We start from the raw sequence: 24,555 nt of genomic DNA, 5'->3' as shown, positions 1-24,555 counted from the left end.
GCATCGGTGCCGTGCGGTTTCTCTCGTGCTCCAGGGTACGACGGGGGGCTGACAGGGCCCGAGTGGTTTTCCCGGGCCTGTCGGGGCCTGTCGGGGCCTGTCGGGGCCTGTCGCGGCCGGCGGGGACGCCGGGGGTCAGTGGCGTTTCGGCACCGGGACCCGCATGAGGTCCCGCGCCACCGTCAGCTCACCGCCGAAGCCCGCGGCGCGGGCCTGCCGCCCGAACTCCTCCGCGTCGGTGTACCGCTGGGAGAAGTGGGTGAGCACCAGGTGCCGCACACCGGCGGTGGTGGCCAGCCGGGCGGCCTGCCCGGCGGTGAGGTGGCCGGCCTCGGCCGCCAGCCGCTCGTCCTCGTCCAGGAAGGTGGACTCGGTGACGAGCATGTCGCAGCCCTCGGCGAGCGCCTCCGCGCCCTCGCAGAGCCGGGTGTCCATCACGAACGCGAAGCGCTGTCCGCGCCGCACCTCGCTCGCCTGCTCGACGTGGACGGTGCCGTGCTCCTCCGTCTCCAGGCTGCCCTCACGGATCAGCCGGCCGACGTCCGGGCCGGAGATGCCGTACGCGGCCAGCCGCTCGGGGAGCATGTGGCGCCCGTCCGGTTCGGTCAGCTTGTAGCCGAAGGCCTCGACGGGGTGGGAGAGGCGCCGGGTCTCCAGGGTGAACGGTTCGGTCTCGGCGATGACCCCGTCCCCGTGCACCGGGTGTTCGACCAGCTCCACGGCCTCGTAGTAGGAGGTGGCGTAGCGGAGCCGTTCGAAATAGTGGGCGCCACTGGCCGGGTAGTGCGCGGTGACGGGGTGGGGCACCCGGTCGAGGTTGATGCGCTGGATGACGCCGGCGAGGCCCAGCGAGTGGTCGCCGTGGAAGTGCGTGACGCAGATGCGGGTGATGTCGTGGACGGCCGCGCCCGCGTAGAGCATCTGGCGCTGGGTGCCCTCGCCGGGATCGAACAGGATGCCCTCGCCGTCCCAGCGCAGTATGCAGCCGTGGTGGTTGCGCTGCCGGGTGGGAACCTGGCTGGCGGTGCCGAGGACGATGAGCTCGCGGGTCAACGGGACTACCCGGGGGGCCAGTTGAGGCCGCGTCCGCCGAGGACGTGCGCGTGGACGTGGAAGACCGTCTGCCCCGCTCCGGCGCCGGTGTTGAGGACGATGCGGTAGCCGGAGTCGTCGATGTGTTCGTCGGCGGCGACGGCGCCCGCCTCGCGGAGGATGTCCGCGGCAAGCTGCGGATCGGCCGCCGCGACGGAGGCCGCGTCGGGGTGGTGCGCCCGGGGGATGACGAGGACGTGCGTCGGGGCCTGGGGGTTTATGTCGCGGAAGGCGACCGTGGTCTCGCTCTCGCGGACCAGCGTGGCCGGCACCTCCCCCGCCACGATCTTGCAGAACAGACAGTCGGCCTGCGGCTCTCCCGCCATCAGCGGACCTCCTCGGCACGTTCGTTCGGTGGCTGACCGGTGGGCGACCGGTGGCGGCCGGTCGGCACCCCGGCCGGTCTGGCCGCATGCTACCGGCCAGGTCTCCGGTATCGGGGCCGCGCCGCCCGGCGAGGTACGCGGTCCCGCACGCCGTCCCCGCGCACCGGCCCGGCCGGCCGTCGCGCCCCCGTCCGAAGCGCGAGGGCCCACGGCGCCGCGCCTTCACCGGAGAGCCGGAAACAGCCGCGCACCCGGCACCGGGAATCCTCTCGGAACACGCGAAGCCGGGCCGGAGTCCCCCGATACGATCGCCTCCATGACGACCCCGGAGCGCCAGCAGCCACCGAAGATTACGGAGGAGTACTTCCTCGACACCGCCACCGACGTCGAAGCGGAGGCCGAGAACGACGACGCCCTCCCCGAGATCGACCGGCCCTGGAACCCGGAGCAGATCAGGGTCAACACCCGGCAATTCTCGCTGCGCAACGCTCTGGACATGATCGATGACGATTCGCTGGAGCTCGCTCCCGACTTCCAGCGGGGCCGGGTCTGGAAGCTGGGGCAGAAGTCCAGGCTCATCGAGTCGGTGCTCCTGCAGATCCCGCTCCCCGCGTTCTATTTCGCGGAGGACACCGACGGGTACATGCGTGTAGTCGACGGGCTTCAGCGGCTGTCGACCATCCACGACTTCGTGCGCGGCGGACAGGGCGCGGGCTTCGCGTTGAAAGGGCTCGAATATCTCAAGGAGACCGTAGAGGGGAAGCGGTTCGACGACCTCCCCGCGCCGTGGAAGCGGCGCATCAACAACGCGCAGATCGTCGCCCACGTCATCGATCCGACGACTCCGACAGACGTCATGTATGACATCTTCAAGCGCATCAACACCGGCGGAACGCCCCTCAGCGCCCAGGAGATCCGGCACTGCATGAGCCGGGACCGCAGCCGAGCGATCCTCAAGGCGATGACCTCAACGGCGGCGTTCAACGAGGCGACGAACAACCTGGGCGGCCACCTCCGGATGAACGACCGGGAGATGGCACTGCGCTTCGCCGCGTTCTGGCTCCTGGGAGTGGACGGCTACGCACATGCGAAGGGCCCGGCGATGGACCCGTTCCTGCAACGCACCACGGCCATGCTGGACAGTCCGAAGGAGGTCTCCGACGAACGCGTCGAGGAACTCAAGTCCGCCTTCGAGAAGGCCATGCGGAACGCGCGCGTGGTCTTCGCCGACTACGCCTTCCGCAAGTGGCCGGAGGGTGTGTCCGGAAGAAACCCGATCAACCGCGCCCTCTTCGAAACCTGGTCGATCACGCTGGCCGACAGCGACACGAAGGATCTCGAACGCCGCCGGAAAGACATCGTCAGGGCGGCGCGCAAGCTCATGACGAACGACTACCGGTATCTGGAGGCGATCACCTCCTCCACAGGCGACGTCCGCCGTGTCGTCTACCGTTTTGAAGCCACCGCGCGAGCCGCGGGGGCAGGCAAGTGATCACCTCACTGGGGATCCGGAACTTCAAGCGTTTCACCGACGCGTCCTTCACGTTCCGTCCCTTCACGGTGCTGACCGGGCTGAACGGCACCGGCAAGAGCACTACTATTCAAGCGCTCCTGCTGGCACGCCAATTGGCGGAGTCGGGGGGCGGTGGTGTGGTGCAGCTGAACGGGCCGTACGGACTGGCACTCGGGGAAGCACATGAGGTATTGCACCCTTCCGCGCCGGACTCGGTCATCGAGATCCGGCTCGACAACAGCGATCCCGCCTTCGCTCCGGTCGTCCACCGCTTCGAAGTCCCGGACGAGCAGGCGCTCTACCTCGTGGACGCGACAGCTCCCGAGCGCATGCTGCCCGAGTTGCACGGCCACGGGTGCGGCTTCACCTACCTCTGCGCCGAGCGGCTCGGCCCCAGGGATCAACTGGGCGTATCCGCCGAACATCCCGACCGGATCGGTGTCGGGACACAGGGTGAGTACACCGCGCAGGTGCTCGCTCTCCACGAGAGCAGGCAGGTGGCCACGGAACTGCTACACCCGGGCACTGCCGCCACACACGGCGTCACCATCCTCCGTACGCAGGTGGAGACCTGGGCCTCCGACATCATCCGGCCCGTCAAGATCACAGCACAGTGGCCCGCCGGCATCACGGCGAGCACCATCCGCTTCCAGGAACCCGGCCTGCTGAGTGAACCGATCCGTCCGACCAATATGGGGTTCGGCTTCTCCTACGCCCTCCCGGTCATCGTGGCCGGTCTGCTCTCCCGCCCGGGTGACCTGCTGATCGTGGAGAATCCCGAAGCGCATCTGCACCCGGGCGGCCAGTCCAAGCTGGGCCGGTTCCTGGCCCGGGTCGCGGGTGCCGGCGCTCAGGTGATCGTCGAGACCCACAGCGACCATGTGCTGAACGGCGCCCGCCTCGCCGTGGCGGAGGAACGGGTCCTCGCCCCCGAAAATGCCCTCGTCCATTACTTCGGGGCGGAAGAGGTCGGGTCCGCGCCCATCGAGTTCACCGAGAAGGGCGAACTGACCGACTGGCCAGAGGGCTTCTTCGACCAGATGGAGCACGACCTGGGGAGGCTGGCGCGTGCCAGGCGCAGAGGCAGGTGAGCCGTACCGCTTCGTCGTGGACGAATCGTCCTTTGACTTCCGGGGGCTCACGGGGGACCGGCTCACGGACCTGCTGAACGATTTCACCGACGTGCTCGCCGAGTTGCGTGAACAACACGGGATCGCCGTGTCGCCATGGTGGAGCGAGACCGAGTGCGCGGACGGAATTGCGCTGTACCAGATTTTATACGGTGGCGCCGAGCCGCGGGCCGGGCGGGACGCGCGGCTACGGATGGCAGGTCTGATGGACCGCTGCCCCTCCTGGGACACCGAGCTCCCCGGTCTGCCTGACCAAGTGGAGATCGACGGAGTCGTACAGGAACTCGCGTGGTCGGTGGGGTACGCGCTGTGGCGCGGAGTGCGCGGCCACGATGTCGGCTGTCTCGTCTTCCCCACAGCCGGGCGACGCGGCTGGCTCCCAGTGACCGGCATGGGGGCGGGAACAGATGTCTGCTTCCTCGCCGAGCCCTCCGCTCTCCCCGGCTTCTGGCGTGAGCTGTTCGTCCGGGAGAACGTCCCGGAGCGTGATTTCTTCGCCAGAGCCGCCGAGGCCTTCCCGGGGCTCGTCTTCGCCGAATCGCTCACCTTCCGCAAATTCGACGGCTCCTACCAGGACTTACGCGACTGGGTGGTCGATGTGCTGGCCGTCGTGCACGACCACTTCGCGGACGCCCTGGCCGCGCACCCGGGCAACACGAGGGCCGTCCAGCAGGTCCTCGGCAGCCATGGTGTCACCCTCTCACCCGAGAGCGTCAATACCCGCTCCAAAGCGAAGATCATGAAGCAGCGCGACGTCACGCACGACGGCGAGGTCTACCAGTGCGAATGGCACGCCAAACAGCACCCCGCCCGCAATCGCGTGCACTTCAGTCTTCCCGCCCCTCGGCTGGGACACCGCATCCTGGTGGGCATCTTCGTGGACCATCTCGACACCGAGTGATGGCGGCGCCCGCAGAGAGCGCATGAGCGCAGTCACGGTGAGGCTTCGCCCTCCCGCGGCGGAAGTGACAGGTGCGCCCACACCACCTTTCCGGGGCCGTCCCGGTCGCCGATGCCCCAGGCGTCGGCGAGGGCGGCCACGAGGAGCAGGCCCCGGCCTCCGCACGCGTCCGCGTCCGGCACGCACGGTTCGGGCCGGACGGGCGAGGCGTCGTGGACCTCGATCCGCAGGCCGCTCGGCAACTCCGGGACGTAGCGGGTCTCGATCTGCCGCCCCGGCGAGACCCGGGCGTGCCGCCCGGCGTTGGTCAGGAGCTCCGAGAGGACCAGCGTGGCCGACTCCTCCAGCGCGGCCAGCCCCCAGCCGGCCAGCGCCTTGCGCAACTCCAGTCGCGCCAGGCCGACACAACTCGGATGACGGCTCCAGCGCAGCACGACGGGGTGGTCGCGGTCGGCGTGTTCCGCCGCCCGTTTTTCAGACGGCGGACCTGAGCGGTCCGGGGACGCGGGGTCGGGACGGCTGGCAGAGCCCGGCATTGCTGACGCTCCTTGATGCAGTGACCACGCCCCGGCCGCGAACGGAAATGTGTTCTCGTGCAACCGGAATGGCGGGAGTGACCACACCACCATCACGGCCCCGGCAAACTGAGTACATATCCGAGCCGTCACCAATAGAGCTGCGTGGACGGCCAGTTGAACGAAAGAAGGTTCGGTCGCCATGGAGCTGAACAATGAATCCGACCAGCTCACGCCACGGGTCAGGCTGGGACGCCGACTGCGCCGGATGCGGGAGCGGAAGGAACTCTCGCTGCGTCAACTGTCCGAACAGGTGGGCGGGTATTCGCACAGTTATCTCAGCCGGGTGGAGCTGGGGGAACAGCTCCCCTCCGAGGCGCTGGTGAACTCGCTGGACAGCTTCTTCGACACCGACGGCGTGCTGGGTGATCTGCTGGAGATCGCACGCGAGAACTCGATCCCCGGCTATGGACGCGCGATCGTCAGCAAGGAACGGGAGGCGCAGCGCATCCAGGTGTTCACCAGCAGCCTGATTCCCGGACTCCTCCAGACCGAAGAATACGCGCGAGAGCTATTTCGCAGATCTTTGCCGGGCGAATCCGAAGAGCGGTTGAACGAACGTGTGGCTGTGCGCATGCACCGGAAATGCATCTTCGACCACAAGGATCCGCCATATTACTGGGCGATCATGGATGAAGCGTCACTAAAGCGCCCTATCGGAAATGCGGGGCAAATGAGAGATCAGCTTGACCATTTGCTTCGCACCGCCGAGCAACCGCACTTTACGATCCAGGTCCTTCCGTTCACCGAAGGTGCCTACCCCATGCTCGGAGGGTGTTTGACCTTGCTCACGATGCGCGATGGCGGGACCATGGCGTTCGTTGAGAGCTTCAAGTCCGGCGAAACGGTGGGGTCACCGAAAGAAGTGATCGAGCTGAGCCAGCGGTTCGATGTCGCCCGGTCACTTGCCCTGCCGGAAGACAAATCCCTGCACCTGATCCGCGGATATCTGAAAGAGTATGCAGATGAATACGATTCCTGATGCATCGACTCTGACGGCCTGGCGCAAATCCAGTTACAGCAATAACGGGGACGGGGCCTGCATCGAGGTCTCCGACGGCCACCCCGGGCGCGTCCCGGTCCGTGACAGCAAGACCCCCCACGGGCCCGCGCTGGTCTTCACGGCGGATCGCTGGTCCGCGTTCGTCGCCGCCGTCAAGGAGGGGGACCTCCGGGCCTGAGTCCCGGGCGACCACCAGTCCGGCGGGGCCGCTGCCGTACGAGCGCGGGCACACCCCGCCGGGCGTGCGGTTCCCGGCCGTAACGGTCCGGCGGCACCGGTGCGTTGGGGCCGGAAGGCCCCGTCCTGGCGTGGAACCGCCGGTGCCCCCTGTTCGGGCCGGTAATGGGTGAATAGGGTTGCAGTTGTGACGCAGCCTTCGTACCTCCGCTACCCGCATCCGCACGGTGAGTTGATCGCCTTCACCGCCGAGGACGACGTCTGGGCGGCACCGCTCGACGGCGGCCGTGCCTGGCGTGTGAGCGCCGACAACATGCCGGTCTCGCATCCGCGGATATCCCCGGACGGCCGGCACATCGCCTGGACCTCCACGCGCGACGGGTCGCCGGAGGTCCATGTGGCCCCCGTCGACGGCGGCCCGTCCCGGCGGCTGACGTACTGGGGCAACGCCCGGACCGCCGTGCGCGGATGGACCCCCGAGGGGGAGGTGCTGGCGGTCACCGCCGCGGGCCAGGCCTCCCTGCGCCGCACCTGGGCGCGGGCCGTGCCGCTGGACGGCGGCCCCGCGCGCACCCTGCCGTACGGGCCGGTCGGCGATGTGGCGTACGGGCCCGAGGGCGCCGTGCTGCTGCTCTCCGCGACCATGGGGCGCGACGCCTCGTCCTGGAAGCGCTACCGGGGCGGCACGGCCGGCAAACTCTGGCTGGACGCGTCCGGCGACGGGGAGTTCGCACGGATCCACGCCGGTCTCGACGGCAACATCGAGCAGCCGCTGTGGGCGGGCGGCCGGATTGCGTTCCTCTCCGACCACGAGGGCACCGGCGCGCTGTACTCCTCGCTGCCCGACGGCGGCGATCTGCGCCGGCACTCCCCCCTCGACGGCTTCTACGCCCGGCAGGCCACCGGCGACGGCACCCGCGTCGCCTACGCCTCGGCCGGTGAACTCTGGCTCCTGGACGGCCTGGACGACGGCGCCGAGCCGCGCCGCCTCGACGTCCGCCTCGGCGGCTCCCGCGCCGACCTCCAGCCGCACCCGGTGCGCGCCGCGCACCACCTCGGCGAGGTGGGCCCGGACCACACCGGCCGCGGCAGCGCCGTGGAGGTGCGCGGCACGGTCCACTGGGTCACCCACCGGGAGGGCCCCGCCCGGGCGCTCGCCGCCGAACCCGGGCAGCGGGCGCGGCTGCCGCGCGCGTTCCGCGTGGACGGCGCCGAGCACGTCGTCTGGGTCACCGACGCGGAGGGCGAGGACGCCCTGGCCATCGCCCCGGCCTCCGGCGCCGAGCCCGGCAGCGGACCGCGCCGTATCGGTACCGGGCGGCTCGGCCGGGTGCTGGACCTGGCCGTCGCCCCGGACGGCGGCCGGATCGCCGTCGCCTCGCACGACGGGCGGGTGCTGCTCGTTGAGCGCGAGTCCGGTGAGATCCGCGAGGTGGACCGGAGCGAGGACGGTGACGCCGACGGCCTGGTCTTCTCCCCGGACTCCGGCTGGCTGGCCTGGTCGCACCCCGGGCCGGGGGCGCTCCGCCAGCTCAAGATCGCCAACACGGCCGATCTCTCCGTGTCCGAGGCCACACCGCTGCGCTTCCGCGACTTCTCGCCCGCCTTCACCACCGACGGCCGGCACCTGGCCTTCCTCTCCGAACGCGCCTTCGACCCGATCTATGACGTCCATGTCTTCGACCTGGCGTTCGTGGGCGCCTGCCGGCCGCATCTGATCACGCTCGCCGCCTCCACGCCCTCGCCGTTCGGCCCGCAGCGCCACGGCCGCCCGCCCACGCCCGAGCGCAACGACGGCGACGAGGGCGAGGGCCGCGCGGCTTCCTCGTCCGGCTCGTCCTCCTCGGTGCCCGTCACCCGGGTCGATCTGGACGGACTCGCCGACCGCATCGTGCCGTTCCCCGTCGAGGCCGCCCGCTACTCCACCCTGCGGGCCGCCGAGGGCGGCGTCCTGTGGCTGCGCCACCCGCTGCGCGGCGTGCTCGGCTCCGCCCTGGCCCCGGACGCCTCCGGGCCGTCCACCGCCCTGGACCGCTACGATCTCGTCCAGCAGCGGCTCGAACACCTGGCCGACGACGCCGACGACTACGCGGTCACCGGCGACGGCAAGCGGGTCCTGCTCTCCACCGGCACGAAGCTCCGCGTGGTGCCGGCCGACAACAAGCCGGGCGACGACAGCGACGACAACATCACCGTCGACCTCTCCCGGGTCCGCCTCACGGTCGACCCGGCCGCCGAGTGGCGGCAGATGTACGCGGAGGCCGGCCGGCTGATGCGGGACAACTTCTGGCGGGCCGACCTGGGCGGCGTCGACTGGGACGGCGTCCTGGAGCGCTACCGGCCGGTGCTGGACCGGGTGGCCACCCACAGCGACCTGATCGACCTGCTCTGGGAGGTCCAGGGCGAGCTGGGCACCTCCCACGCCTACGTCAGCCCGCCCGGCGGCTGGACCGACTCCACGCACCGGCAGGGCCTCCTCGGGGCCGATCTGGCCCGGGACGAGGAAGGCGTGTGGCGCGTGACGCGCGTGCTGCCCTCCGAGTCCTCCGACCCCCAGGCCCGCTCCCCGCTCGCCGCGCCCGGTGTCGCGGTGCGGGCCGGGGACGCGATCCTCGCCGTGGACGGCCGCCCCGTCGATCCGCAGCTGGGGCCCGGCCCGCTGCTCGTCGGCGCGGTCGGCAAGCCCGTCGAACTGACGGTCGCCCCGGCCGGCGGCGGCTCCCCCCGGCACCCCGTCGTCGTCCCCATCGCCGACGAGGAACCGCTGCGCTACCACGACTGGGTCACCGGGCGGCGCGCCCATGTGCACGAGACGTCCGGCGGCCGGCTCGGCTATCTCCACGTGCCGGACATGGTGGGCTCCGGCTGGGCGCAGCTCCACCGCGACCTGCGGGTCGAGGTGGTACGGGACGGGCTGATCGTGGACGTCCGGGAGAACCGCGGCGGGCACACCTCGCAGCTTGTCGTGGAGAAGCTGGCCCGCCGCATCGTCGGCTGGGACCTCCCGCGCGGTATGCGGCCGTTCAGCTATCCGCAGGACGCGCCGCGCGGGCCCGTGGTCGCGGTCGCGAACGAGTTCTCCGGCTCCGACGGCGACATCGTCAACGCCGCGATCAAGGCACTGGGCATCGGCCCGGTCGTCGGCACCCGCACCTGGGGCGGCGTCATCGGCATCGACAGCCGTTACGACCTGGTGGACGGCACGGGCGTCACCCAGCCCAAGTACGCCACCTGGATGGAGGGTTACGGCTGGGGCGTGGAGAACCACGGCGTCGATCCGGACGTCGAGGTGGTGCACACCCCGCAGGACTCCGCGGCCGGCCGCGACCCGCAGCTCGACGAGGCGGTGCGGATCGCGCTGGCGGCGCTGGCGGAGAACCCGGCGAAGACCCCGCCGGAACTCCCGCCGCTCTGACGGGTCATCCGGCGGGTCCGGCGGGCACGGGGCTCCGGAGGCGGGCGCCGGGGCCGTCCGGCCTCGCCGGAGGGGGTCCCCAACCGCGCGGTACCGGACCATACTGGCGGCCATCACCGCCAGGAGGAGGCAGTCATGAGTCCCGCCCGGACCACGGACACCGCCACGCGCCGCGTCCCCCGCCGCCGGGCGCCGCGCCGGGCGGCGACCGCCGGGGCCGCCGCGGCGGTGCTCCTGTCCCTCACGGCCTGTGCGCAGTCCGGCGCCCCGGACGGCGCGGCGCCGGCACCGGGTTCCTCCCGGCCGTCCGCGGTCACCGACGGGCAACTGCTGGCGCTCACCGTCAGCGGCGGGGTGGCCGGGCACACCAGCCGGGTGACCGTAGAGGCGGACGGCACCGTCGAGACGGTCCGGCGCAGCGGTACGTCGAAGTCGGGGCGGATGCGCGACGAACAGGTGTCCGCGCTGCGCGACCTTCTGGCGAGCGAGCGCTACGCGCGGCTGCCCGGGCGGACCTTCAACCGGCCCACCACCGACGCCTTCGTGTACGAGTTCGAAGCCCAGGGACGCACCGTGGTGGCGGACAGCACCTCACTGCGGAGGCCGCTGAACGAGGTGCTCCAACTGCTCGGCTCCTGGCGGCCGTAGCCACCCCATCGCCCCCGCACGGCGGCGCGGGCCGGCGCCTCAGGACCAGCGGCCCGTACGCCCCAGCAGCAGCGCGGCGGCGGCCGTACCGGCCGTGGAGGTGCGCAGGACCGTCGGGCCCAGCCGGTACGGCTTCGCGCCCGCCGCGGTGAACGCCGCCAGTTCGTCCGGTGAGACGCCGCCCTCCGGGCCGACCACCAGCACGATGCCGCCGCTCTCGGGCAGCACGGCGGTGGCCAGCGGTTCGGCGGCCTCCTCGTGGAGCACGGCCGCGAAGGCGGCGCCCGCGAGCAGTCCGGCGACCTCGCGGGTGCTCATCGGGCCGGGCACCTCGGGGAGCCGGAGGCGGCGGGCCTGCTTGCCGGCCTCCCGGGCGGTGGCCCGCCACTTGCCGAGCGCCTTGACGCCCCGCTCGCCCTTCCACTGCGTGACGCAGCGGGACGCCGGCCAGGGCACGACGGCGTCCACGCCGGTCTCCGTCATGGTCTCGACGGCGAGTTCGCCGCGGTCGCCCTTGGGAAGCGCCTGGACGACGGTGATCCGGGGGCTGGGTTCCGGCTCGTGGCGGACCTCGGTGATGTCGGCCTCCAGGCGGTCCTTGCCCTCGACGGCCGCCACCGTGCCGTATCCGCCGGTCCCCCGGCCGTCCGTCAGCACGATCTCCTCGCCCGCGCGCAGCCGCCGCACGGAGACGGCGTGCCGCCCCTCGGGCCCGTCGAGGACGAACCGGCCGGGGACCGGCGGGCGCTCGGGGCCGGTCAGGAACACCGGGGCCGTCATGCGGGCTCCCCTTTCTGCGGTGATGCGGCCGGCGGGCCCGCCGCGTTCGCCGTTCCGGCCGCCGCGGCAGCTGTGCCACCCGGGCCGGCCAGGAGGGCCGCGCGGGCCTCGTCCAGTTCGGCGGCCAGGGTCCGTACCAGCCGCTCCGCGGAGAGCGTCCGCGCCATCCGGTGCCCCTGGCCGGCCCAGAGCGCCATGCCCTGCGGGTCGCCCGCGCGGGCCGCCGCCCGACGCAGCCCGGCGGTCATCCGGTGCACCTGCGGATACGCGGCCGGGGCGTACGGGCCGTGCTCCCGCAGGAAGCGGTTGACGAGCCCGCGCGCCGGGCGCCCCGTGAAGGCCCGGGTCAGTTCGGTGTGCGGGAAGAGCGGGTCGGTCAGCGCCCGCTTGTGGAGGGGGTCGGCGCCCGACTCCGGGCAGACGAGGAAGGCCGTGCCGAGCTGGGCGGCGACCGCTCCGGCCGTCAGCACGGCGGCGATCTGCGCACCCCGCATCAGCCCGCCGGCGGCGATCAGCGGAAGGTCCACGGCCTCGCGGACCTGGGCGAGCAGCGTCAGCAGCCCGAGTCCGGGTGAGCCCCGGTCGGCGTAGGGATCGTCCCGGTGCGTCCCCCGGTGCCCGCCCGCCTCGACGCCCTGCACGCACACCGCCGCGGCGCCGGCCGCCTCGGCCGTCCGCGCCTCGGCCACGGAGGTGACGGTGACGACGGTGACGGTGCCCGCGCGGGCGAGGGCCCGGAGCACGCCGGCGTCGGGGCAGCCGAAGGTGAAGGAGACCATGGCCACCGGGGTTTCGGTGAGGACGGCGAGCTTGCCCTCGTAGCCGTCGTCGCCGTCGTCCTCGCCGCCGCCGGTGTCCGTGTCGCCGAGCGGGGCGGCGTACCAGGAGGACTCCCCGGCGAGCTGCTCGCGGTAGACGGCGACCGCGGCGGCGTCGGCGACGGGCCGCTGCGGCAGGAAGAGGTTGACTCCGAAGGGGCGGTCGGTCAGCCCGCGCGCCACCCGGATCTCCTGGTACATGGCCTCGGGTGTCTTGAGGCCGGCCGCGAGGAAGCCGAGCCCGCCGGCCCGGCACACGGCGGCGGCCAGCTCCGGGCGGGAGGCCCCGCCCGCCATGGGCGCCTGGACGATGGGATACCGGAAGAGGTCCGTCACCGCGGGGACGCTCCCCGTTGCTGCAGCCATGTGGCACATGGTGTCACGGAGCACTGTGCGGGCGGACCCTTCCCGCTGTTCTTTCCGGCGGGCCGACGGCGCACGGCGCGGCCCCGGCGGGAATCCACCGGGGCCGGTCCGTGCACGTCGGAAGGCGTCGGGGCCGAGCGGCTCAGCGGCCGTTGAAGGCGTCCTTCAGCCGGGAGAAGAGACCCTGCTGGCCGGGCTGGAAGTGGCCGGCCGGGCGCTCCTCGCCGCGGAGCTTGGCGAGCTGCCGGAGCAGGTCCTCCTGCTGAGGGTCGAGCTTGGTCGGCGTCTGCACCTCGACGTGGACGATCAGGTCGCCGCGCCCGCCACCGCGGAGATGCGTGATGCCGCGCTGGTGGAGCGGGATCGACTGGCCGGACTGGGTGCCGGGCCGGATGTCGACCTCCTCCATGCCGTCCAGCGTCTCCAGCGGGCACTGGGTGCCGAGGGCCGCCGCCGTCATCGGGATGGTGACCGTGCAGTGCAGATCGTCGCCGCGCCGCTGGAAGACCGGGTGCGGCACCTCGTGGATCTCGACGTAGAGATCACCGGGCGGGCCGCCGCCGGGGCCGACCTCGCCCTCGCCGGCGAGCTGGATCCGGGTGCCGTTGTCCACACCCGCCGGGATCTTGACGGTCAGCGTGCGCCGCGAGCGGATGCGGCCGTCACCGGCGCACTCCGGGCACGGGGTCGGCACGATGGTGCCGAAGCCCTGGCACTGCGGGCAGGGGCGGGAGGTCATGACCTGGCCCAGGAAGGACCGCGTCACCTGGGAGACCTCACCGCGGCCGCGGCACATGTCGCAGGTCTGGGCGGAGGTGCCGGGGGCGGCACCCTCGCCGCTGCAGGTGTTGCAGACGACGGCCGTGTCGACCTGGATGTCCTTGGTGGTGCCGAACGCGGCCTCGTCCAGCTCGACTTCGAGCCGGATCATCGCGTCCTGGCCGCGCCGGGTGCGGGATCTCGGGCCGCGCTGCGAGGCGGTGCCGAAGAACGCGTCCATGATGTCGGAGAAGTTGCCGAAGCCGGCCCCGCCGAAGCCGGGGCCCGCGCCGCCGCCGGCGCCCGACATCGGGTCCCCGCCGAGGTCGTAGACCTGCTTCTTCTGCGGGTCCGACAGCACCTCGTAGGCGGCGTTGATCTCCTTGAACCGCTCCTGCGTCTTGGGGTCCGGATTGACGTCCGGGTGCAGCTCGCGTGCGAGACGGCGGAACGCCTTCTTGATCTCGTCCTGTCCAGCGTCCCGGCTCACGCCCAGTACGGCGTAGTAGTCGGTGGCCACTTACGACTCCGCCAGGATCTGTCCGACGTAACGTGCCACTGCGCGTACCGCTCCCATCGTTCCGGGGTAATCCATGCGGGTCGGTCCGACCACGCCGAGTTTCGCCACCGCCTCGTCGCCCGAACCGTAGCCGACGGCGACGACGGAGGTGGATGTCAGGCCCTCATGGGCGTTCTCGTGCCCGATGCGCACCGTCATCCCGGGCTCCTCGGAGGCGCCGAGCAGCTTCAGCAGCACGACCTGCTCCTCCAGCGCCTCCAGCACGGGCCGGATGGTCAGCGGGAAGTCGTGGCGGAAACGGGTGAGATTGGCGGTACCGCCGATCATCAGCCGCTCCTCGGTCTCCTCGACGAGGGTCTCCATGAGGGTGGCGAGCACCGTGGAGACCGTCCCGCGGTCCTCCGTCTCGAAGGACTCCGGAAGATCCTGCACCAAGCGCGGCACATCCGCGAAACGGTGGCCGGAAACCGCGCTGTTGAGGCGGGCCCGCAGATCGGCCAGGGAGGACTCCCCGAACGGCGCGGGGCAGTCCACCATGCGCTGTTCGACCCGGCCGGTGTCGGTGATCAGGACGAGCATGAGCCGCGCGGGCGCCATGGACAGCAGTTCGACATGGCGCACGGTCGAGCGGGTGAGCGACGGATACTGCACCACCGCCACCTGCCGGGTCAGCTGCGCGAGCAGCCGCACCGTGCGCCCCACCACGTCGTCCAGGTCGACGGCGCCGTCCAGGAAGTTCTGGATGGCCCGGCGCTCCGCCGTGGAGAGCGGTTTCACACCGGCGAGCTTGTCGACGAACAGCCGGTAGCCCTTGTCCGTGGGGATGCGACCGGCACTGGTGTGCGGCTGGGCGATGAAGCCCTCGTCCTCCAGCGCGGCCATGTCGTTGCGCACGGTGGCGGGCGACACGCCGAGGCGGTGGCGCTCCGTGAGCGCCTTGGAGCCGACCGGCTCCTCGGTGCCGACGTAGTCCTGGACGATGGCGCGCAGCACTTCGAGTCTGCGTTCGCTCAGCATCGCGCTCACCTCCCAGTCGGTCCCTCTGGTCCGGTCTCTGGCACTCGATCCGCGCGAGTGCCAGTTTCCCCGGCCAAGTGTACGGCGGTGTGGTACGGCAAGGGCAAGGCCGGACCGGTTACGGGGCGGATACGCGGCCGGTGGACGGCACCTCGGGCGGACACGGCGACCCGCCTGCGACTAGCGTCATCGTATGGAGCACGGTTGGGAAGAGGCGGACGGGGAGCAACTGGCGCGCGGCGTCGCACGCCGCCGTCTGCCGGGCTGGGACGCCACGACGGGACTGGTGTACGGACCGGACGCGGCCCTGGTCGTGGACGCGGGGGCGAGCCTCGCCGAGGGGGCCGGCATCCGCCGCTGGGCCCGGCGCCTGGCCGGGCGCGACGTGACCCATCTCGCATTCACCCACGGGCATTTCGACCATGTGCTGGGCGCGGCGGCCTTCGCCGGCGCCCGGACGTACGCCGCGGTGGGCCTGGACCGGCTGCTCGGCGCCGGGCGGGAGGCGGTGGCCGCCGACGCCGTCCGGCACGGACTGGACGCCGGGGACGCGGCCGAGGCCGCCGATCTGCTGGTCCGCCCGGGACACCCGGTCTCCGGCGAGATGACGCTGGCCCTCGGCGGGGGCCGGGAGGCCGTGCTCGTCAACGTCGGGCCCGGGCACACCCCGCATGATCTGGCGGTGCTGGTGCCGGGCGACCCCTGTGTCGTCTTCTGCGGTGATCTGGTGGAGCAGTCGGGGGAGCCCCAGGCCGGCCCGGACGCCGTGCCCGGGCGCTGGCCGGCCGCGCTGGACCGGCTGGTGGAGCTCGGCGGCGAGGACGCGCTGTACGTGCCCGGTCACGGAGCGGTGGTGGACGCACGCTTCGTACGGGCCCAACGCGACGCGCTGGCGGGGCGGTTCGGCGTGTCGTGACCGGCGCCGGCCCGCCGTTCGTATCGTCTGTGCCCATGCGCAGCAGACAGTACGGGCCCGATCTGACCCCGCCGTGGAAGAAGACCCGGCCGGCGCCCGAGGTGGCGGCCGAGCCCGGTCTCGTCGTGGAGGAGGCCGCCACCGGGTTCTGCGGCGCGGTGATCCGCTGCGAGAAGACGGCACAGGGGCCCGTGGTGACCCTGGAGGACCGCTTCGGCAAGCACCGGGTGTTCCCGATGGAGCCGCGCGGCTTCCTGCTGGAGGGGCGCACGGTCACGCTGGTGCGCCCCGCGTCCGCCGCACCCGCCGCCCCGCGCCGCCCGGCCCGCACCGCCTCGGGGTCGGTCGCCGTCCCGGAGGCGCGGGCGCGGGTCGCGCGCGCCGGGCGGATCTACGTGGAGGGACGGCACGACGCCGAACTCGTCGAGCGGGTCTGGGGCGACGATCTGCGCATCGAGGGCGTGGTGGTCGAGTATCTGGAGGGCATCGACGACCTCCCGGCGGTGGTACGGGAGTTCGGGCCCTCGGCGGACGCGCGGCTCGGGGTGCTCGTCGACCACCTGGTGCCCGGTACCAAGGAGTCGCGGATCGCGGCGGAGGTCATGGCGGACGGCGCCCCGGGCGAGCACGTCCTGGTCGTCGGCCACCCGTTCATCGACATCTGGGAGGCCGTGAAACCGGCCTCCGCCGGCATCCCCGCCTGGCCCTCGGTGCCCCGGGGCCAGGACTGGAAGACGGGCGTCTGCCGGGCGCTGGGCTGGCCGGAGAACACCGGTGCGGCCTGGCAGCGCATCCTCTCCTCCGTGCACAGCTTCCGGGACCTGGAGCCGGAACTGCTCGGGCGGGTGGAGGAGCTCATCGACCATGTGACGGCGCCGTAGCCGCCGGCCCCCGGCCTCCGGCCCCCGGCCCCCGGCCCCCGGGGTCAGTCGACCAGGTCGCGGACCACCGCGTCGGCGAGCAGCCGCCCGCGCAGCGTCAGAGCCGCCCGGCCGTGCTCGTACGGCCCGGGTTGGAGCAGGCCGTCCGCCACGGCCCGGGCCGCCGCGCGCAGGCCCGCCGGGGCCAGCAGCTCCAGCGGGCAGCCGTCGGAGAGCCGCAGTTCGAGGAGGATCCGCTCGACGCGCCGGTCCTCGGCCGTCAGCACTTCCCGCCCGGCACCGGGGGCGCGGCCCTCGGCGAGCGCCTGGGCGTACGCCCCGGGATGCTTCACGTTCCACCAGCGCACGCCGCCGACGTGGCTGTGCGCGCCGGGGCCCGCGCCCCACCAGTCGGCGCCGCGCCAGTACAGCTCGTTGTGGCGGCAGCGGGCGGCCTCGGTGGTCGCCCAGTTCGACACCTCGTACCAGTGGAAACCGGCCGCCGACAGCCGTTCCTCGGCGATCAGATAGCGGTCCGCGTGCACGTCGTCATCGGTCATGGGCACCTCGCCGCGCCGGATGCGCCGGGCGAGCTGCGTGCCCTCCTCGACGATCAGGGCGTAGGCGGAGACATGGTCCGGGCCCGCGCCGATCGCCGCGTCCAGTGAGGCGCGCCAGTCGTCGTCGCTCTCGCCCGGCGTGCCGTAGATGAGGTCGAGGTTGACGTGCTCGAAGCCGGCCGCGCGCGCCTCGGCGACGCAGCGCTCGGGGCGGCCGGGGGTGTGCGTGCGGTCCAGCACCCGCAGGACGTGCTGCCGCGCACTCTGCATCCCGAAGGAGATCCGGTTGAACCCCCCGTCCAGCAGCCCGTCGAGGTACCGGGGGTCCACCGACTCGGGATTGGCCTCGGTGGTGATCTCCGCCCCCTCGGCCAGCCCGAACTCGTCCCGGATCGCGCCCAGCATCCGCGACAGGCCGGCGGCGGGCAGCAGGGTCGGCGTTCCGCCGCCGACGAAGACGGTCTCCACCGGGCGCGGGTCGTCGCCGAGCACCTTGCGCGCCAGCCGCACCTCCTCGGCCAGCGTCTCGGCGTAGTTCTCGCGCGAGGCGAGAGCGCCGCCGGAGCCGCGCAGCTCAGCGGCGGTGTAGGTGTTGAAATCGCAGTAGCCGCAGCGCGTGGCGCAGTAGGGCACATGGAGATAGAAGCCGAGGGGCCGCTCCGCGGCGCCGTCGAGGGCGTGGGCGGGCAGCGCCCCGTCGTCGGGCACGGGTTCGCCGTCGGGCAGTACGGAGGGCATACCGGCCATTGTCCGTCATCCCCGCGGGTCCCCCGACGGTACGGGCGGAGGGGCGGACGGCGGGAGGACGGAACACGGCCCGGGCCCGGCGTGGATCGCCTCCACGCCGGGCCCGGGCCGTTCTCGGGTCACGCCTCGCGCGACCCCGCGTACATCTCGTCGATGAGGTGCTTGTACTCGCGCTCCACGACCGGACGCTTGAGCTTGAGGCTCGGGGTGAGCTCGCCGTGCTCGACGTCCAGGTCCCGGGGCAGGATGCGGAACTTCTTGATCGTCTGCCAGCGCTGCAGACCCTCGTTGAGGCGCTGCACATAGCCCTCGATGAGCTGGTGCATCTCCGGGGAGGCGACGACCTCGGCGTACGGCTTGCCGGCCATGCCGTTCTCCTCGGCCCAGCCCGTGACCGTCGGCTCGTCGAGGGCGATCAGGGCGGTGCAGAAGTTCCGGTCGGCGCCGTGCACCAGGATGTTGGAGACGAACGGGCAGACGGCCTTGAACTGGCCCTCGACCTCGGCCGGGGCGATGTACTTGCCGCCCGAGGTCTTGATCAGGTCCTTCTTGCGGTCGGTGATCCGCAGATAGCCGTCGGCGGAGAGCTCGCCGATGTCCCCGGTGTGGAACCAGCCGTCGTCCTCCAGGACCTCGGCGGTCTTCTCCGGCAGCCCGTGGTAGCCCTGCATGATGCCGGGGCCGCGGAGCAGGATCTCGCCGTCGTCGGCGATGCGCACCTCGGTGCCCGGCATGGGCTTGCCGACCGTGCCGGTGCGGTAGGCCTCGCCGGGGTTGACGAAGCTGGCGGCGCTGGACTCGGTGAGGCCGTAGCCCTCCAGGATGTGGATGCCGGCGCCGGAGAAGAAGAAGCCGATGTCGGGGGCGAGGGCCGCGGAGCCGGAGATGGCCGCCCGCAGATTGCCGCCGAAGGCCTCGCGCAGCTTGGCGTAGACGAGCTTGTCGGCGATGGCGTGCTTGATCGTCAGGCCGGCCGGGGCGTCCGCCTTGCCGGTGCGGCGGTAGTTGTCCTGGGACACGCGGGCGTACTCGCGGGCGACACCCGCCGCCCACTGGAAGATCTTGTACTTGGCGCCGCCGCCGGCCCGGGCCTTGGCCGCCACCCCGTTGTAGACCTTCTCGAAGATCCGCGGCACGGCGGCCATGTAGGTCGGCTTCACGACCGGCAGATTCTCGATGATCTTGTCGATGCGGCCGTCGACCGCGGTGACGTGCCCGACGCCGATCTGGCCGGCCGTGAGGACCTTGCCGAACACGTGGGCGAGCGGCAGCCAGAGGTACTGCACGTCCTCTCCGGTGACCAGCCCGCTGGCCTCGATGGCCCGGGCCATGTACGACCAGCAGTCGTGCTGGAGCCGCACGCCCTTGGGCTTGCCCGTGGTGCCCGAGGTGTAGATGAGGGTAGCGAGCTGGTCGGCGGTGATCGCGGCGACCCGCTTGCGGATGAGGTCCGGCTCCTTCTCCAGCCGGGCCGCGCCCCGCCGCTCCAGCTCCGCGAGGGAGAGGACCCAGCCCTCCGGGTCGCCCTCGGCGGGTGCGGCGCCCGCCTCGTCGAGCACCACGACATGCGCCAGCTCGGGAAGCTCTCCACGCCGCTCACGGACCTTGGCGAGCTGCGTGGCGTCCTCGGCGATCAGCACCCGGCTGCCGGAGTCGGCGAGGATGTAGGCCGTCTCCTCGGCGTTCGTGCTGGGGTAGACCGTGGTGGTCGCGGCGCCCGCGCAGAGGATGCCCAGGTCGGCGAGGATCCACTCGACCCGGGTGTTGGAGGCGATGGCGACCCGCTGCTCGGCCTCCACGCCCAGCTCGATCAGGCCGGCGGCGGCGGCGAAGACCCGCTCGGCCGCCTCTCCCCAGGTGTAGGAGCGCCACTCGTCGGGGCCCTTGCCCGAGGCAGGCGGGACCGGATAGCGGTACGCCTCCCGGTCCGGGGTCGACTCGACCCGGTCGAGGAAAAGAGTCGCCACGGAGGGCGGCCTGTTCTCAATCAACGTCTGCGTGTCGCTCACGACAATCCTCCGTGCCCCGCTGTGGTGCTGAAACGGAACTTGTTTAACCGGCGAGTAACCTTCAGGCAGGCCCAGAGTAGAGGGCGACCGGCCTGTTTGTAAGGGTCTGAGAGCCACTCGTTCGCAAAGCGGAACTTACCCCTCCCCGGGGTCGTGGCCAGCACAAAGGCGCCCGTCCGGCGGGGACGGGCGCCTTTTGCGGCGTGGCCTCGGAGAGCTCGGGAGCCGAGGGCTACTTCTTGCCCTTGCTCTCGCCCGCGGCGGAGTCCGAGGACAGCACCGCGATGAACGCCTCCTGCGGCACCTCCACGCTGCCGACCATCTTCATCCGCTTCTTGCCCTCCTTCTGCTTCTCCAGCAGCTTCCGCTTCCGGGAGATGTCACCGCCGTAGCACTTGGCGAGGACGTCCTTGCGGATGGCGCGGACGGTCTCGCGGGCGATGACCCGGCTGCCGATGGCGGCCTGGATCGGCACCTCGAAGTTCTGCCGCGGGATGAGCTCGCGCAGCTTCGCCACGAGCCGCACCCCGTACGCGTACGCCTTCTCCTTGTGGGTGATCGCCGAGAAGGCGTCCACCTTGTCGCCGTGGAGCAGGATGTCCACCTTGACCAGGTCGGCGGTCTGCTCGCCGGTGGGCTCGTAGTCGAGCGAGGCGTAACCGCGGGTCTTGGACTTCAGGGCGTCGAAGAAGTCGAAGACGATCTCGGCCAGCGGCAGGGTGTAGCGGAGCTCGACACGGTCCTCGGAGAGGTAGTCCATGCCCAGGAGGGTGCCGCGGCGGGTCTGGCAGAGCTCCATGATCGCCCCGATGAACTCGCTGGGCGCGAGGAGCGTGGCCCGGACGACCGGCTCGTGGACCTCGGCGATCTTGCCGGTGGGGAACTCACTGGGGTTGGTGACGGTGTGCTCGGTGCCGTCCTCCATGATCACGCGGTAGATCACGTTGGGCGCGGTGGCGATCAGGTCGAGGCCGAACTCGCGCTCCAGCCGCTCGCGGATCACGTCCAGGTGGAGCAGGCCGAGGAAGCCGACGCGGAAGCCGAAGCCGAGCGCCGCGGACGTCTCCGGCTCGTACACCAGGGCGGCATCGTTGAGCTGGAGCTTGTCGAGGGCGTCGCGGAGTTCCGGATAGTCCGAGCCGTCCAGCGGATAGAGGCCGGAGAACACCATCGGCTTGGGGTCCTTGTAGCCGCCCAGAGGCTCGGTGGCGCCCTTGTTGAGCAGCGTGACGGTGTCACCGACCTTGGACTGGCGGACGTCCTTCACCCCGGTGATGAGATAGCCGACCTCGCCGACGCCCAGGCCGTCGGAGGGCGTCATCTCGGGTGAGGAGACACCGATCTCCAGCAGTTCGTGGGTGGCGCCGGTGGACATCATCCGGATCCGCTCGCGCTTGGCGAGGTGGCCGTCGACGACCTTCACGTAGGTCACCACGCCGCGGTAGGCGTCGTACACGGAGTCGAAAATCATGGCGCGGGCGGGGGCGGCGGCGTCGCCGACCGGTGCCGGGACCTCGGCGACGACCTTGTCGAGCAGCGCCTCGACGCCCTCGCCGGTCTTCGCCGAGACCTTCAGCACGTCGGACGGGTCGCACCCGATGAGATGCGCCAGTTCGGCGGCGAACTTCTCGGGCTGGGCGGCCGGCAGGTCGATCTTGTTCAGCACCGGGATGATCGTGAGGTCGTTCTCCATCGCCAGATACAGGTTGGCGAGGGTCTGGGCCTCGATGCCCTGGGCCGCGTCCACCAGCAGGATGCAGCCCTCGCAGGCGGCCAGGGAACGGGAGACCTCGTAGGTGAAGTCGACGTGGCCGGGGGTGTCGATCATGTTGAGCACATGGGTGGTACCCCGGCTCTCGCCCTCTCCGGGCGCCCAGGGCAGCCGCACCGCCTGGGACTTGATCGTGATGCCGCGCTCGCGCTCGATGTCCATGCGGTCGAGGTACTGGGCGCGCATCTGACGCTGCTCGACCACACCGGTCAGCTGGAGCATCCGGTCGGCGAGCGTCGACTTCCCGTGGTCGATGTGCGCGATGATGCAGAAGTTGCGGATCAGCGCCGGATCGGTACGGCTCGGCTCCGGCACAGGGGTAGGGGTCGCGGGCACGCAGGGTCCATTCGGTGATGAGACGCAGCTTGGTCGGGTCTGTGGCAGTGCCCCCATCGTCCCACGACCGCGGCGCCCGGTCCGGTTTGGGAGGCCTCGGGCCTGCTGGTAGCCTGGTCCATCGCGTCTCGTGCCCTCTTCGCACGGCGCACCCGAGAATCCGACGAAGCTGCAAAGGCTCTTTACGTGGCGAACATCAAGTCCCAGATCAAGCGGAACAAGACCAACGAGAAGGCGCGCCAGCGCAACAAGGCCGTCAAGTCCTCGCTGAAGACCGCGATCCGCAAGACCCGCGAGGCCGTCGAGGCCGGTGACCTGGAGAAGGCCACCGTCGCCGTCCGCGAGGCCTCCAAGAAGCTGGACAAGGCCGCCAGCAAGGGCGTGATCCACAAGAACGCCGCCGCCAACAAGAAGTCGGCGCTGGCCCAGCGGGTCGCCTCCCTCAAGGGCTGACCTCCGCCTCTCCGTCTCACCGCGGTACGGAACCGACCCGCCGGCGGCACGCCGCGGAAGGCCGTACAGCACCCGCCCGACCCGGGATCACTGCTCCCGGTATCCGCCGGTCCGGACCCAGCGGGCCCTCTCAACCGCTCCGAACCGGCACCATTCCTCCGCGGCCCCGCCGCGGAACCGCGCCGCACGCGGCCTGCGTTCGCCACGCGGGTGCGGCGCACCCAGCTCGGACCGCAAGGCCCCGCGCCACCCCTTCCCCGGGTGGCGCGGGGCCTTCGGCGTTGCCGGGGCCTGCGAACGGCAGGAGCGGCGGGAACGGCGGGGAGCGGGCCGGAGACGCCGGTGGCGTGGCCCGGGGAGTGCGGCGGCCCGGGCCGGGTCAGGGACGCCGGGTCGCCGGACGGGCCGCGCGCGCCACCGCCACCACGGCTTTCTCCAGGGCATAACCGGGGTCGGCGCCACCGCCCTTGACGGCACCGTCCGCCTCGGCCACGGCCCGCAGCGCGTCGGACACCCCATCGGCCGACCAGCCGCGCATCTGCTGCCGCACCCGGTCGATCTTCCAGGGCGGCATGCCCAGCTCCCGGGCGAGATCACCGGGCCGGGCCCCGCGCGGGGCGGACGCCAGCTTGCCGATGGCCCGGACCCCCTGAGCCAGCGCGCTGGTGATCAGCACCGGGGCGACACCGGTGGACAGCGACCAGCGGAGCGCCTCCAGGGCCTCGGCGGCCCGGCCCTCGACCGCCCGGTCGGCGACCGTGAAGCTGGACGCCTCCGCGCGGCCCGTGTAGTAGCGCGCCACGACGGCGTCGTCGATCGGGCCGTCGACATCGGAGGCGAGCTGCGAGCAGGCGCTCGCCAGCTCCCGCAGGTCGCTGCCCAGGGCGTCCACCAGGGCCTGGCACGCCTCCGGGGTCGCCGACCGCCCCGCGGCACGGAACTCACCCCGGACGAAGGACAGCCGGTCGGCGGGCTTCGTCATCTTGGGACAGGAGACCTCCCTGGCCCCGGCCTTGCGCGCCGCGTCCAGCAGCCCTTTGCCCTTGGCGCCACCGGCGTGCACGAGCACGAGGGTGATCTCCTCGGCGGGCGAGCCCAGATAGGCCTTGACGTCCTTGACCGTGTCGGCCGAGAGGTCCTGGGCGTTCCGTACCACCACGACCTTGCGCTCGGCGAAGAGCGACGGACTGGTCAGCTCGGCCAGGGTGCCGGGCTGCAGGACGTCGGGCGTGAGGTCGCGTACGTCGGTGTCGGCGTCGGCGGCGCGCGCCGCGGCGATCACCTCCCGCACGGCGCGTTCCAGGAGCAGCTCCTCCTGGCCCACGGCGAGCGTGACGGGGGCGAGCGGGTCGTCGGTCGTCGTCTTTCTGGCCATCGCGGTCCAGCATCCCACGGGGCGCCGACAGCACCCGCCGGGCGGAGCCCGTGCCCGCCCCCGCTGCCCGGGCCACAGCCGCCGGTATCGCACAATGTGCGGATGAACGGAGCACACCCCCGCCCCGAGGAACCCGCCCCGGCCGGGGCGGAAGCCGTACACCGCCTGCTGGTGCTGCCCGACCGGGAAGCGGCCGAGGAAGCGGCCGCCGAGGCCGTGGAGCGCTTCGGCCTCGGCAGGGAACCGGAACTGGTACGGGAGGCGCTCGCCGGTGAGGACGACGCCGAGGACGCCCAGTGGCTGGTGGTGATCGAGGAGCCGGCTCCCGATCTGGACCCGGCGGCCCTGGACGCGCTCGCCGCCGAGTACGACGGCTGGCTGGAGTCGGAATGACGCCGGGAAGGCGAGGGCCCGGCCGGGGCGGGGACGGAGTCTGCGCCGCGGAAGGGACCACCCGAGCAGTCTCCGATGAAGGAGCCCGACAGCGA

The 24,555-nt window shown here is 71.9% G+C and carries 21 protein-coding genes and 1 pseudogene; 11 read left to right on the top strand and 11 right to left on the bottom strand.

Going from position 1 to position 24,555, the window contains the following annotated elements; translation table 11 throughout:
- Positions 1-135: 135 nt before the first annotated feature.
- Positions 136-1,053, bottom strand: a complete 918-nt coding sequence (locus SXIN_RS21850; RefSeq protein WP_019712120.1) for a ribonuclease Z — start codon at positions 1,051-1,053, stop codon at positions 136-138.
- A 5-nt stretch (positions 1,054-1,058) separates the two neighbouring features.
- Positions 1,059-1,418 (bottom strand): histidine triad nucleotide-binding protein, encoded by a 360-nt coding sequence (locus SXIN_RS21845; protein ID WP_019712119.1) that lies wholly within the window; start codon positions 1,416-1,418, stop codon positions 1,059-1,061.
- A 316-nt stretch (positions 1,419-1,734) separates the two neighbouring features.
- On the opposite strand from SXIN_RS21845, the gene SXIN_RS21840 reads away from it, so the two are divergent.
- The 3 genes from SXIN_RS21840 to SXIN_RS21830 are packed head-to-tail and all read left to right on the top strand — an operon-like array spanning position 1,735 to position 4,962.
- Complete coding sequence (locus tag SXIN_RS21840) at positions 1,735-2,910, top strand: DUF262 domain-containing protein (protein WP_019712118.1); 1,176 nt, start codon at positions 1,735-1,737, stop codon at positions 2,908-2,910.
- Positions 2,907-4,022 (top strand): DUF3696 domain-containing protein, encoded by a 1,116-nt coding sequence (locus tag SXIN_RS21835; RefSeq protein ID WP_019712117.1) that lies wholly within the window; start codon positions 2,907-2,909, stop codon positions 4,020-4,022. Before SXIN_RS21840 ends, SXIN_RS21835 begins: the two co-directional genes overlap by 4 nt.
- Entirely contained in the window at positions 4,000-4,962 is a 963-nt protein-coding gene (locus SXIN_RS21830) for a hypothetical protein (RefSeq protein ID WP_019712116.1), read from the top strand. Before SXIN_RS21835 ends, SXIN_RS21830 begins: the two co-directional genes overlap by 23 nt.
- Before the next feature lie 32 nt (positions 4,963-4,994).
- Here SXIN_RS21830 and SXIN_RS21825 read toward each other — a convergent pair whose 3' ends face one another.
- Complete coding sequence (locus tag SXIN_RS21825) at positions 4,995-5,498, bottom strand: ATP-binding protein (protein WP_238153829.1); 504 nt, start codon at positions 5,496-5,498, stop codon at positions 4,995-4,997.
- A gap of 181 nt (positions 5,499-5,679) precedes the next feature.
- Between SXIN_RS21825 and SXIN_RS21820 the strand changes: the two genes are divergently transcribed.
- The 4 genes from SXIN_RS21820 (at position 5,680) to SXIN_RS21805 (ending at position 10,780) form a co-directional block, all read left to right on the top strand.
- Positions 5,680-6,519, top strand: a complete 840-nt coding sequence (locus SXIN_RS21820) for a DUF5753 domain-containing protein (protein ID WP_019712114.1) — start codon at positions 5,680-5,682, stop codon at positions 6,517-6,519.
- Complete coding sequence (locus tag SXIN_RS21815; protein WP_095757404.1) at positions 6,497-6,718, top strand: DUF397 domain-containing protein; 222 nt, start codon at positions 6,497-6,499, stop codon at positions 6,716-6,718. Before SXIN_RS21820 ends, SXIN_RS21815 begins: the two co-directional genes overlap by 23 nt.
- A gap of 186 nt (positions 6,719-6,904) precedes the next feature.
- Complete coding sequence (locus SXIN_RS21810) at positions 6,905-10,132, top strand: S41 family peptidase (protein ID WP_095757403.1); 3,228 nt, start codon at positions 6,905-6,907, stop codon at positions 10,130-10,132.
- Positions 10,133-10,267: 135 nt separating this feature from the next.
- Positions 10,268-10,780 (top strand): hypothetical protein, encoded by a 513-nt coding sequence (locus SXIN_RS21805; protein ID WP_095757402.1) that lies wholly within the window; start codon positions 10,268-10,270, stop codon positions 10,778-10,780.
- Between the two features lie 39 nt (positions 10,781-10,819).
- Here SXIN_RS21805 and SXIN_RS21800 read toward each other — a convergent pair whose 3' ends face one another.
- From SXIN_RS21800 to hrcA, 4 genes are all read right to left on the bottom strand, one after another.
- A complete protein-coding gene (locus SXIN_RS21800) occupies positions 10,820-11,560 on the bottom strand; it encodes a 16S rRNA (uracil(1498)-N(3))-methyltransferase (protein ID WP_019709109.1) in 741 nt (246 codons plus the stop codon).
- Positions 11,557-12,744: a nitronate monooxygenase gene (locus tag SXIN_RS21795; RefSeq protein ID WP_050930820.1), complete on the bottom strand. Its 1,188-nt coding sequence runs from the start codon at positions 12,742-12,744 to the stop codon at positions 11,557-11,559. The genes SXIN_RS21800 and SXIN_RS21795 overlap by 4 nt, the downstream gene beginning before the upstream one ends.
- Before the next feature lie 142 nt (positions 12,745-12,886).
- The gene (gene dnaJ / locus SXIN_RS21790; RefSeq protein ID WP_019709107.1) at positions 12,887-14,023 is read right to left on the bottom strand and encodes a molecular chaperone DnaJ; all 1,137 of its coding nucleotides are present in this window, start codon (positions 14,021-14,023) and stop codon (positions 12,887-12,889) included.
- Complete coding sequence (hrcA, locus tag SXIN_RS21785) at positions 14,024-15,040, bottom strand: heat-inducible transcriptional repressor HrcA (RefSeq protein WP_019709106.1); 1,017 nt, start codon at positions 15,038-15,040, stop codon at positions 14,024-14,026. It abuts the gene before it with no gap.
- Positions 15,041-15,233: 193 nt separating this feature from the next.
- Here hrcA and SXIN_RS21780 point away from each other — a divergent pair, with 193 nt between their 5' ends.
- Positions 15,234-15,956 (top strand): MBL fold metallo-hydrolase, encoded by a 723-nt coding sequence (locus SXIN_RS21780; RefSeq protein WP_019709105.1) that lies wholly within the window; start codon positions 15,234-15,236, stop codon positions 15,954-15,956.
- A 35-nt stretch (positions 15,957-15,991) separates the two neighbouring features.
- Positions 15,992-16,837: a DUF3097 domain-containing protein gene (locus tag SXIN_RS21775; RefSeq protein WP_095758141.1), complete on the top strand. Its 846-nt coding sequence runs from the start codon at positions 15,992-15,994 to the stop codon at positions 16,835-16,837.
- 44 nt (positions 16,838-16,881) lie between these two features.
- Here the strand turns inward: SXIN_RS21775 and hemW are convergent, their stop codons facing one another.
- The 3 genes from hemW to lepA all read right to left on the bottom strand — a co-directional run bounded on the left by hemW (position 16,882) and on the right by lepA (position 22,239).
- Positions 16,882-18,114 carry a radical SAM family heme chaperone HemW gene (hemW, locus tag SXIN_RS21770; RefSeq protein WP_095757401.1) on the bottom strand — a complete coding sequence of 411 codons (1,233 nt, stop codon included), beginning with the start codon at positions 18,112-18,114 and terminating at the stop codon, positions 16,882-16,884.
- 128 nt (positions 18,115-18,242) lie between these two features.
- The gene (locus tag SXIN_RS21765; RefSeq protein ID WP_019709103.1) at positions 18,243-20,132 is read right to left on the bottom strand and encodes an AMP-dependent synthetase/ligase; all 1,890 of its coding nucleotides are present in this window, start codon (positions 20,130-20,132) and stop codon (positions 18,243-18,245) included.
- Between the two features lie 232 nt (positions 20,133-20,364).
- Positions 20,365-22,239, bottom strand: coding sequence for a translation elongation factor 4 (lepA, locus tag SXIN_RS21760; RefSeq protein ID WP_095757400.1), 1,875 nt, complete (start codon positions 22,237-22,239; stop codon positions 20,365-20,367).
- Positions 22,240-22,425: 186 nt separating this feature from the next.
- Between lepA and rpsT the strand changes: the two genes are divergently transcribed.
- Positions 22,426-22,692: a 30S ribosomal protein S20 gene (gene rpsT, locus SXIN_RS21755; protein WP_019709101.1), complete on the top strand. Its 267-nt coding sequence runs from the start codon at positions 22,426-22,428 to the stop codon at positions 22,690-22,692.
- A gap of 379 nt (positions 22,693-23,071) precedes the next feature.
- Here the strand turns inward: rpsT and holA are convergent.
- Positions 23,072-24,013 (bottom strand): annotated as a pseudogene (gene holA / locus SXIN_RS32440) (DNA polymerase III subunit delta); the annotation flags it as partial.
- A 156-nt stretch (positions 24,014-24,169) separates the two neighbouring features.
- On the opposite strand from holA, the gene SXIN_RS32435 reads away from it, so the two are divergent.
- Positions 24,170-24,460 carry a hypothetical protein gene (locus SXIN_RS32435; protein WP_019709099.1) on the top strand — a complete coding sequence of 97 codons (291 nt, stop codon included), beginning with the start codon at positions 24,170-24,172 and terminating at the stop codon, positions 24,458-24,460.
- The last annotated feature ends 95 nt before the right edge of the window (positions 24,461-24,555 follow it).

Source organism: Streptomyces xinghaiensis S187, from assembly GCF_000220705.2.
In the GTDB taxonomy this organism is placed as follows: domain Bacteria; phylum Actinomycetota; class Actinomycetes; order Streptomycetales; family Streptomycetaceae; genus Streptomyces; species Streptomyces xinghaiensis.
The sequence above is the reverse complement of the archived record's forward strand: the minus strand, read 5'-3'. Positions and strand labels throughout refer to the sequence as shown.

Coding starts and splice junctions, on each gene's coding strand:
- SXIN_RS21780 (WP_019709105.1), top strand. CDS start 15,234: ATGGAGCACGGTTGGGAAGAGGCGGACGGGGAGCAACTGGCGCGCGGC.
- SXIN_RS32435 (WP_019709099.1), top strand. CDS start 24,170: ATGAACGGAGCACACCCCCGCCCCGAGGAACCCGCCCCGGCCGGGGCG.
- hrcA (WP_019709106.1), bottom strand. CDS start 15,040: ATGCTGAGCGAACGCAGACTCGAAGTGCTGCGCGCCATCGTCCAGGAC.
- SXIN_RS21815 (WP_095757404.1), top strand. CDS start 6,497: ATGCAGATGAATACGATTCCTGATGCATCGACTCTGACGGCCTGGCGC.
- SXIN_RS21840 (WP_019712118.1), top strand. CDS start 1,735: ATGACGACCCCGGAGCGCCAGCAGCCACCGAAGATTACGGAGGAGTAC.
- SXIN_RS21845 (WP_019712119.1), bottom strand. CDS start 1,418: ATGGCGGGAGAGCCGCAGGCCGACTGTCTGTTCTGCAAGATCGTGGCG.
- SXIN_RS21795 (WP_050930820.1), bottom strand. CDS start 12,744: ATGGCTGCAGCAACGGGGAGCGTCCCCGCGGTGACGGACCTCTTCCGG.
- SXIN_RS21800 (WP_019709109.1), bottom strand. CDS start 11,560: ATGACGGCCCCGGTGTTCCTGACCGGCCCCGAGCGCCCGCCGGTCCCC.
- hemW (WP_095757401.1), bottom strand. CDS start 18,114: ATGCCCTCCGTACTGCCCGACGGCGAACCCGTGCCCGACGACGGGGCG.
- SXIN_RS21825 (WP_238153829.1), bottom strand. CDS start 5,498: ATGCCGGGCTCTGCCAGCCGTCCCGACCCCGCGTCCCCGGACCGCTCA.
- SXIN_RS21805 (WP_095757402.1), top strand. CDS start 10,268: ATGAGTCCCGCCCGGACCACGGACACCGCCACGCGCCGCGTCCCCCGC.
- SXIN_RS21820 (WP_019712114.1), top strand. CDS start 5,680: ATGGAGCTGAACAATGAATCCGACCAGCTCACGCCACGGGTCAGGCTG.
- SXIN_RS21775 (WP_095758141.1), top strand. CDS start 15,992: ATGCGCAGCAGACAGTACGGGCCCGATCTGACCCCGCCGTGGAAGAAG.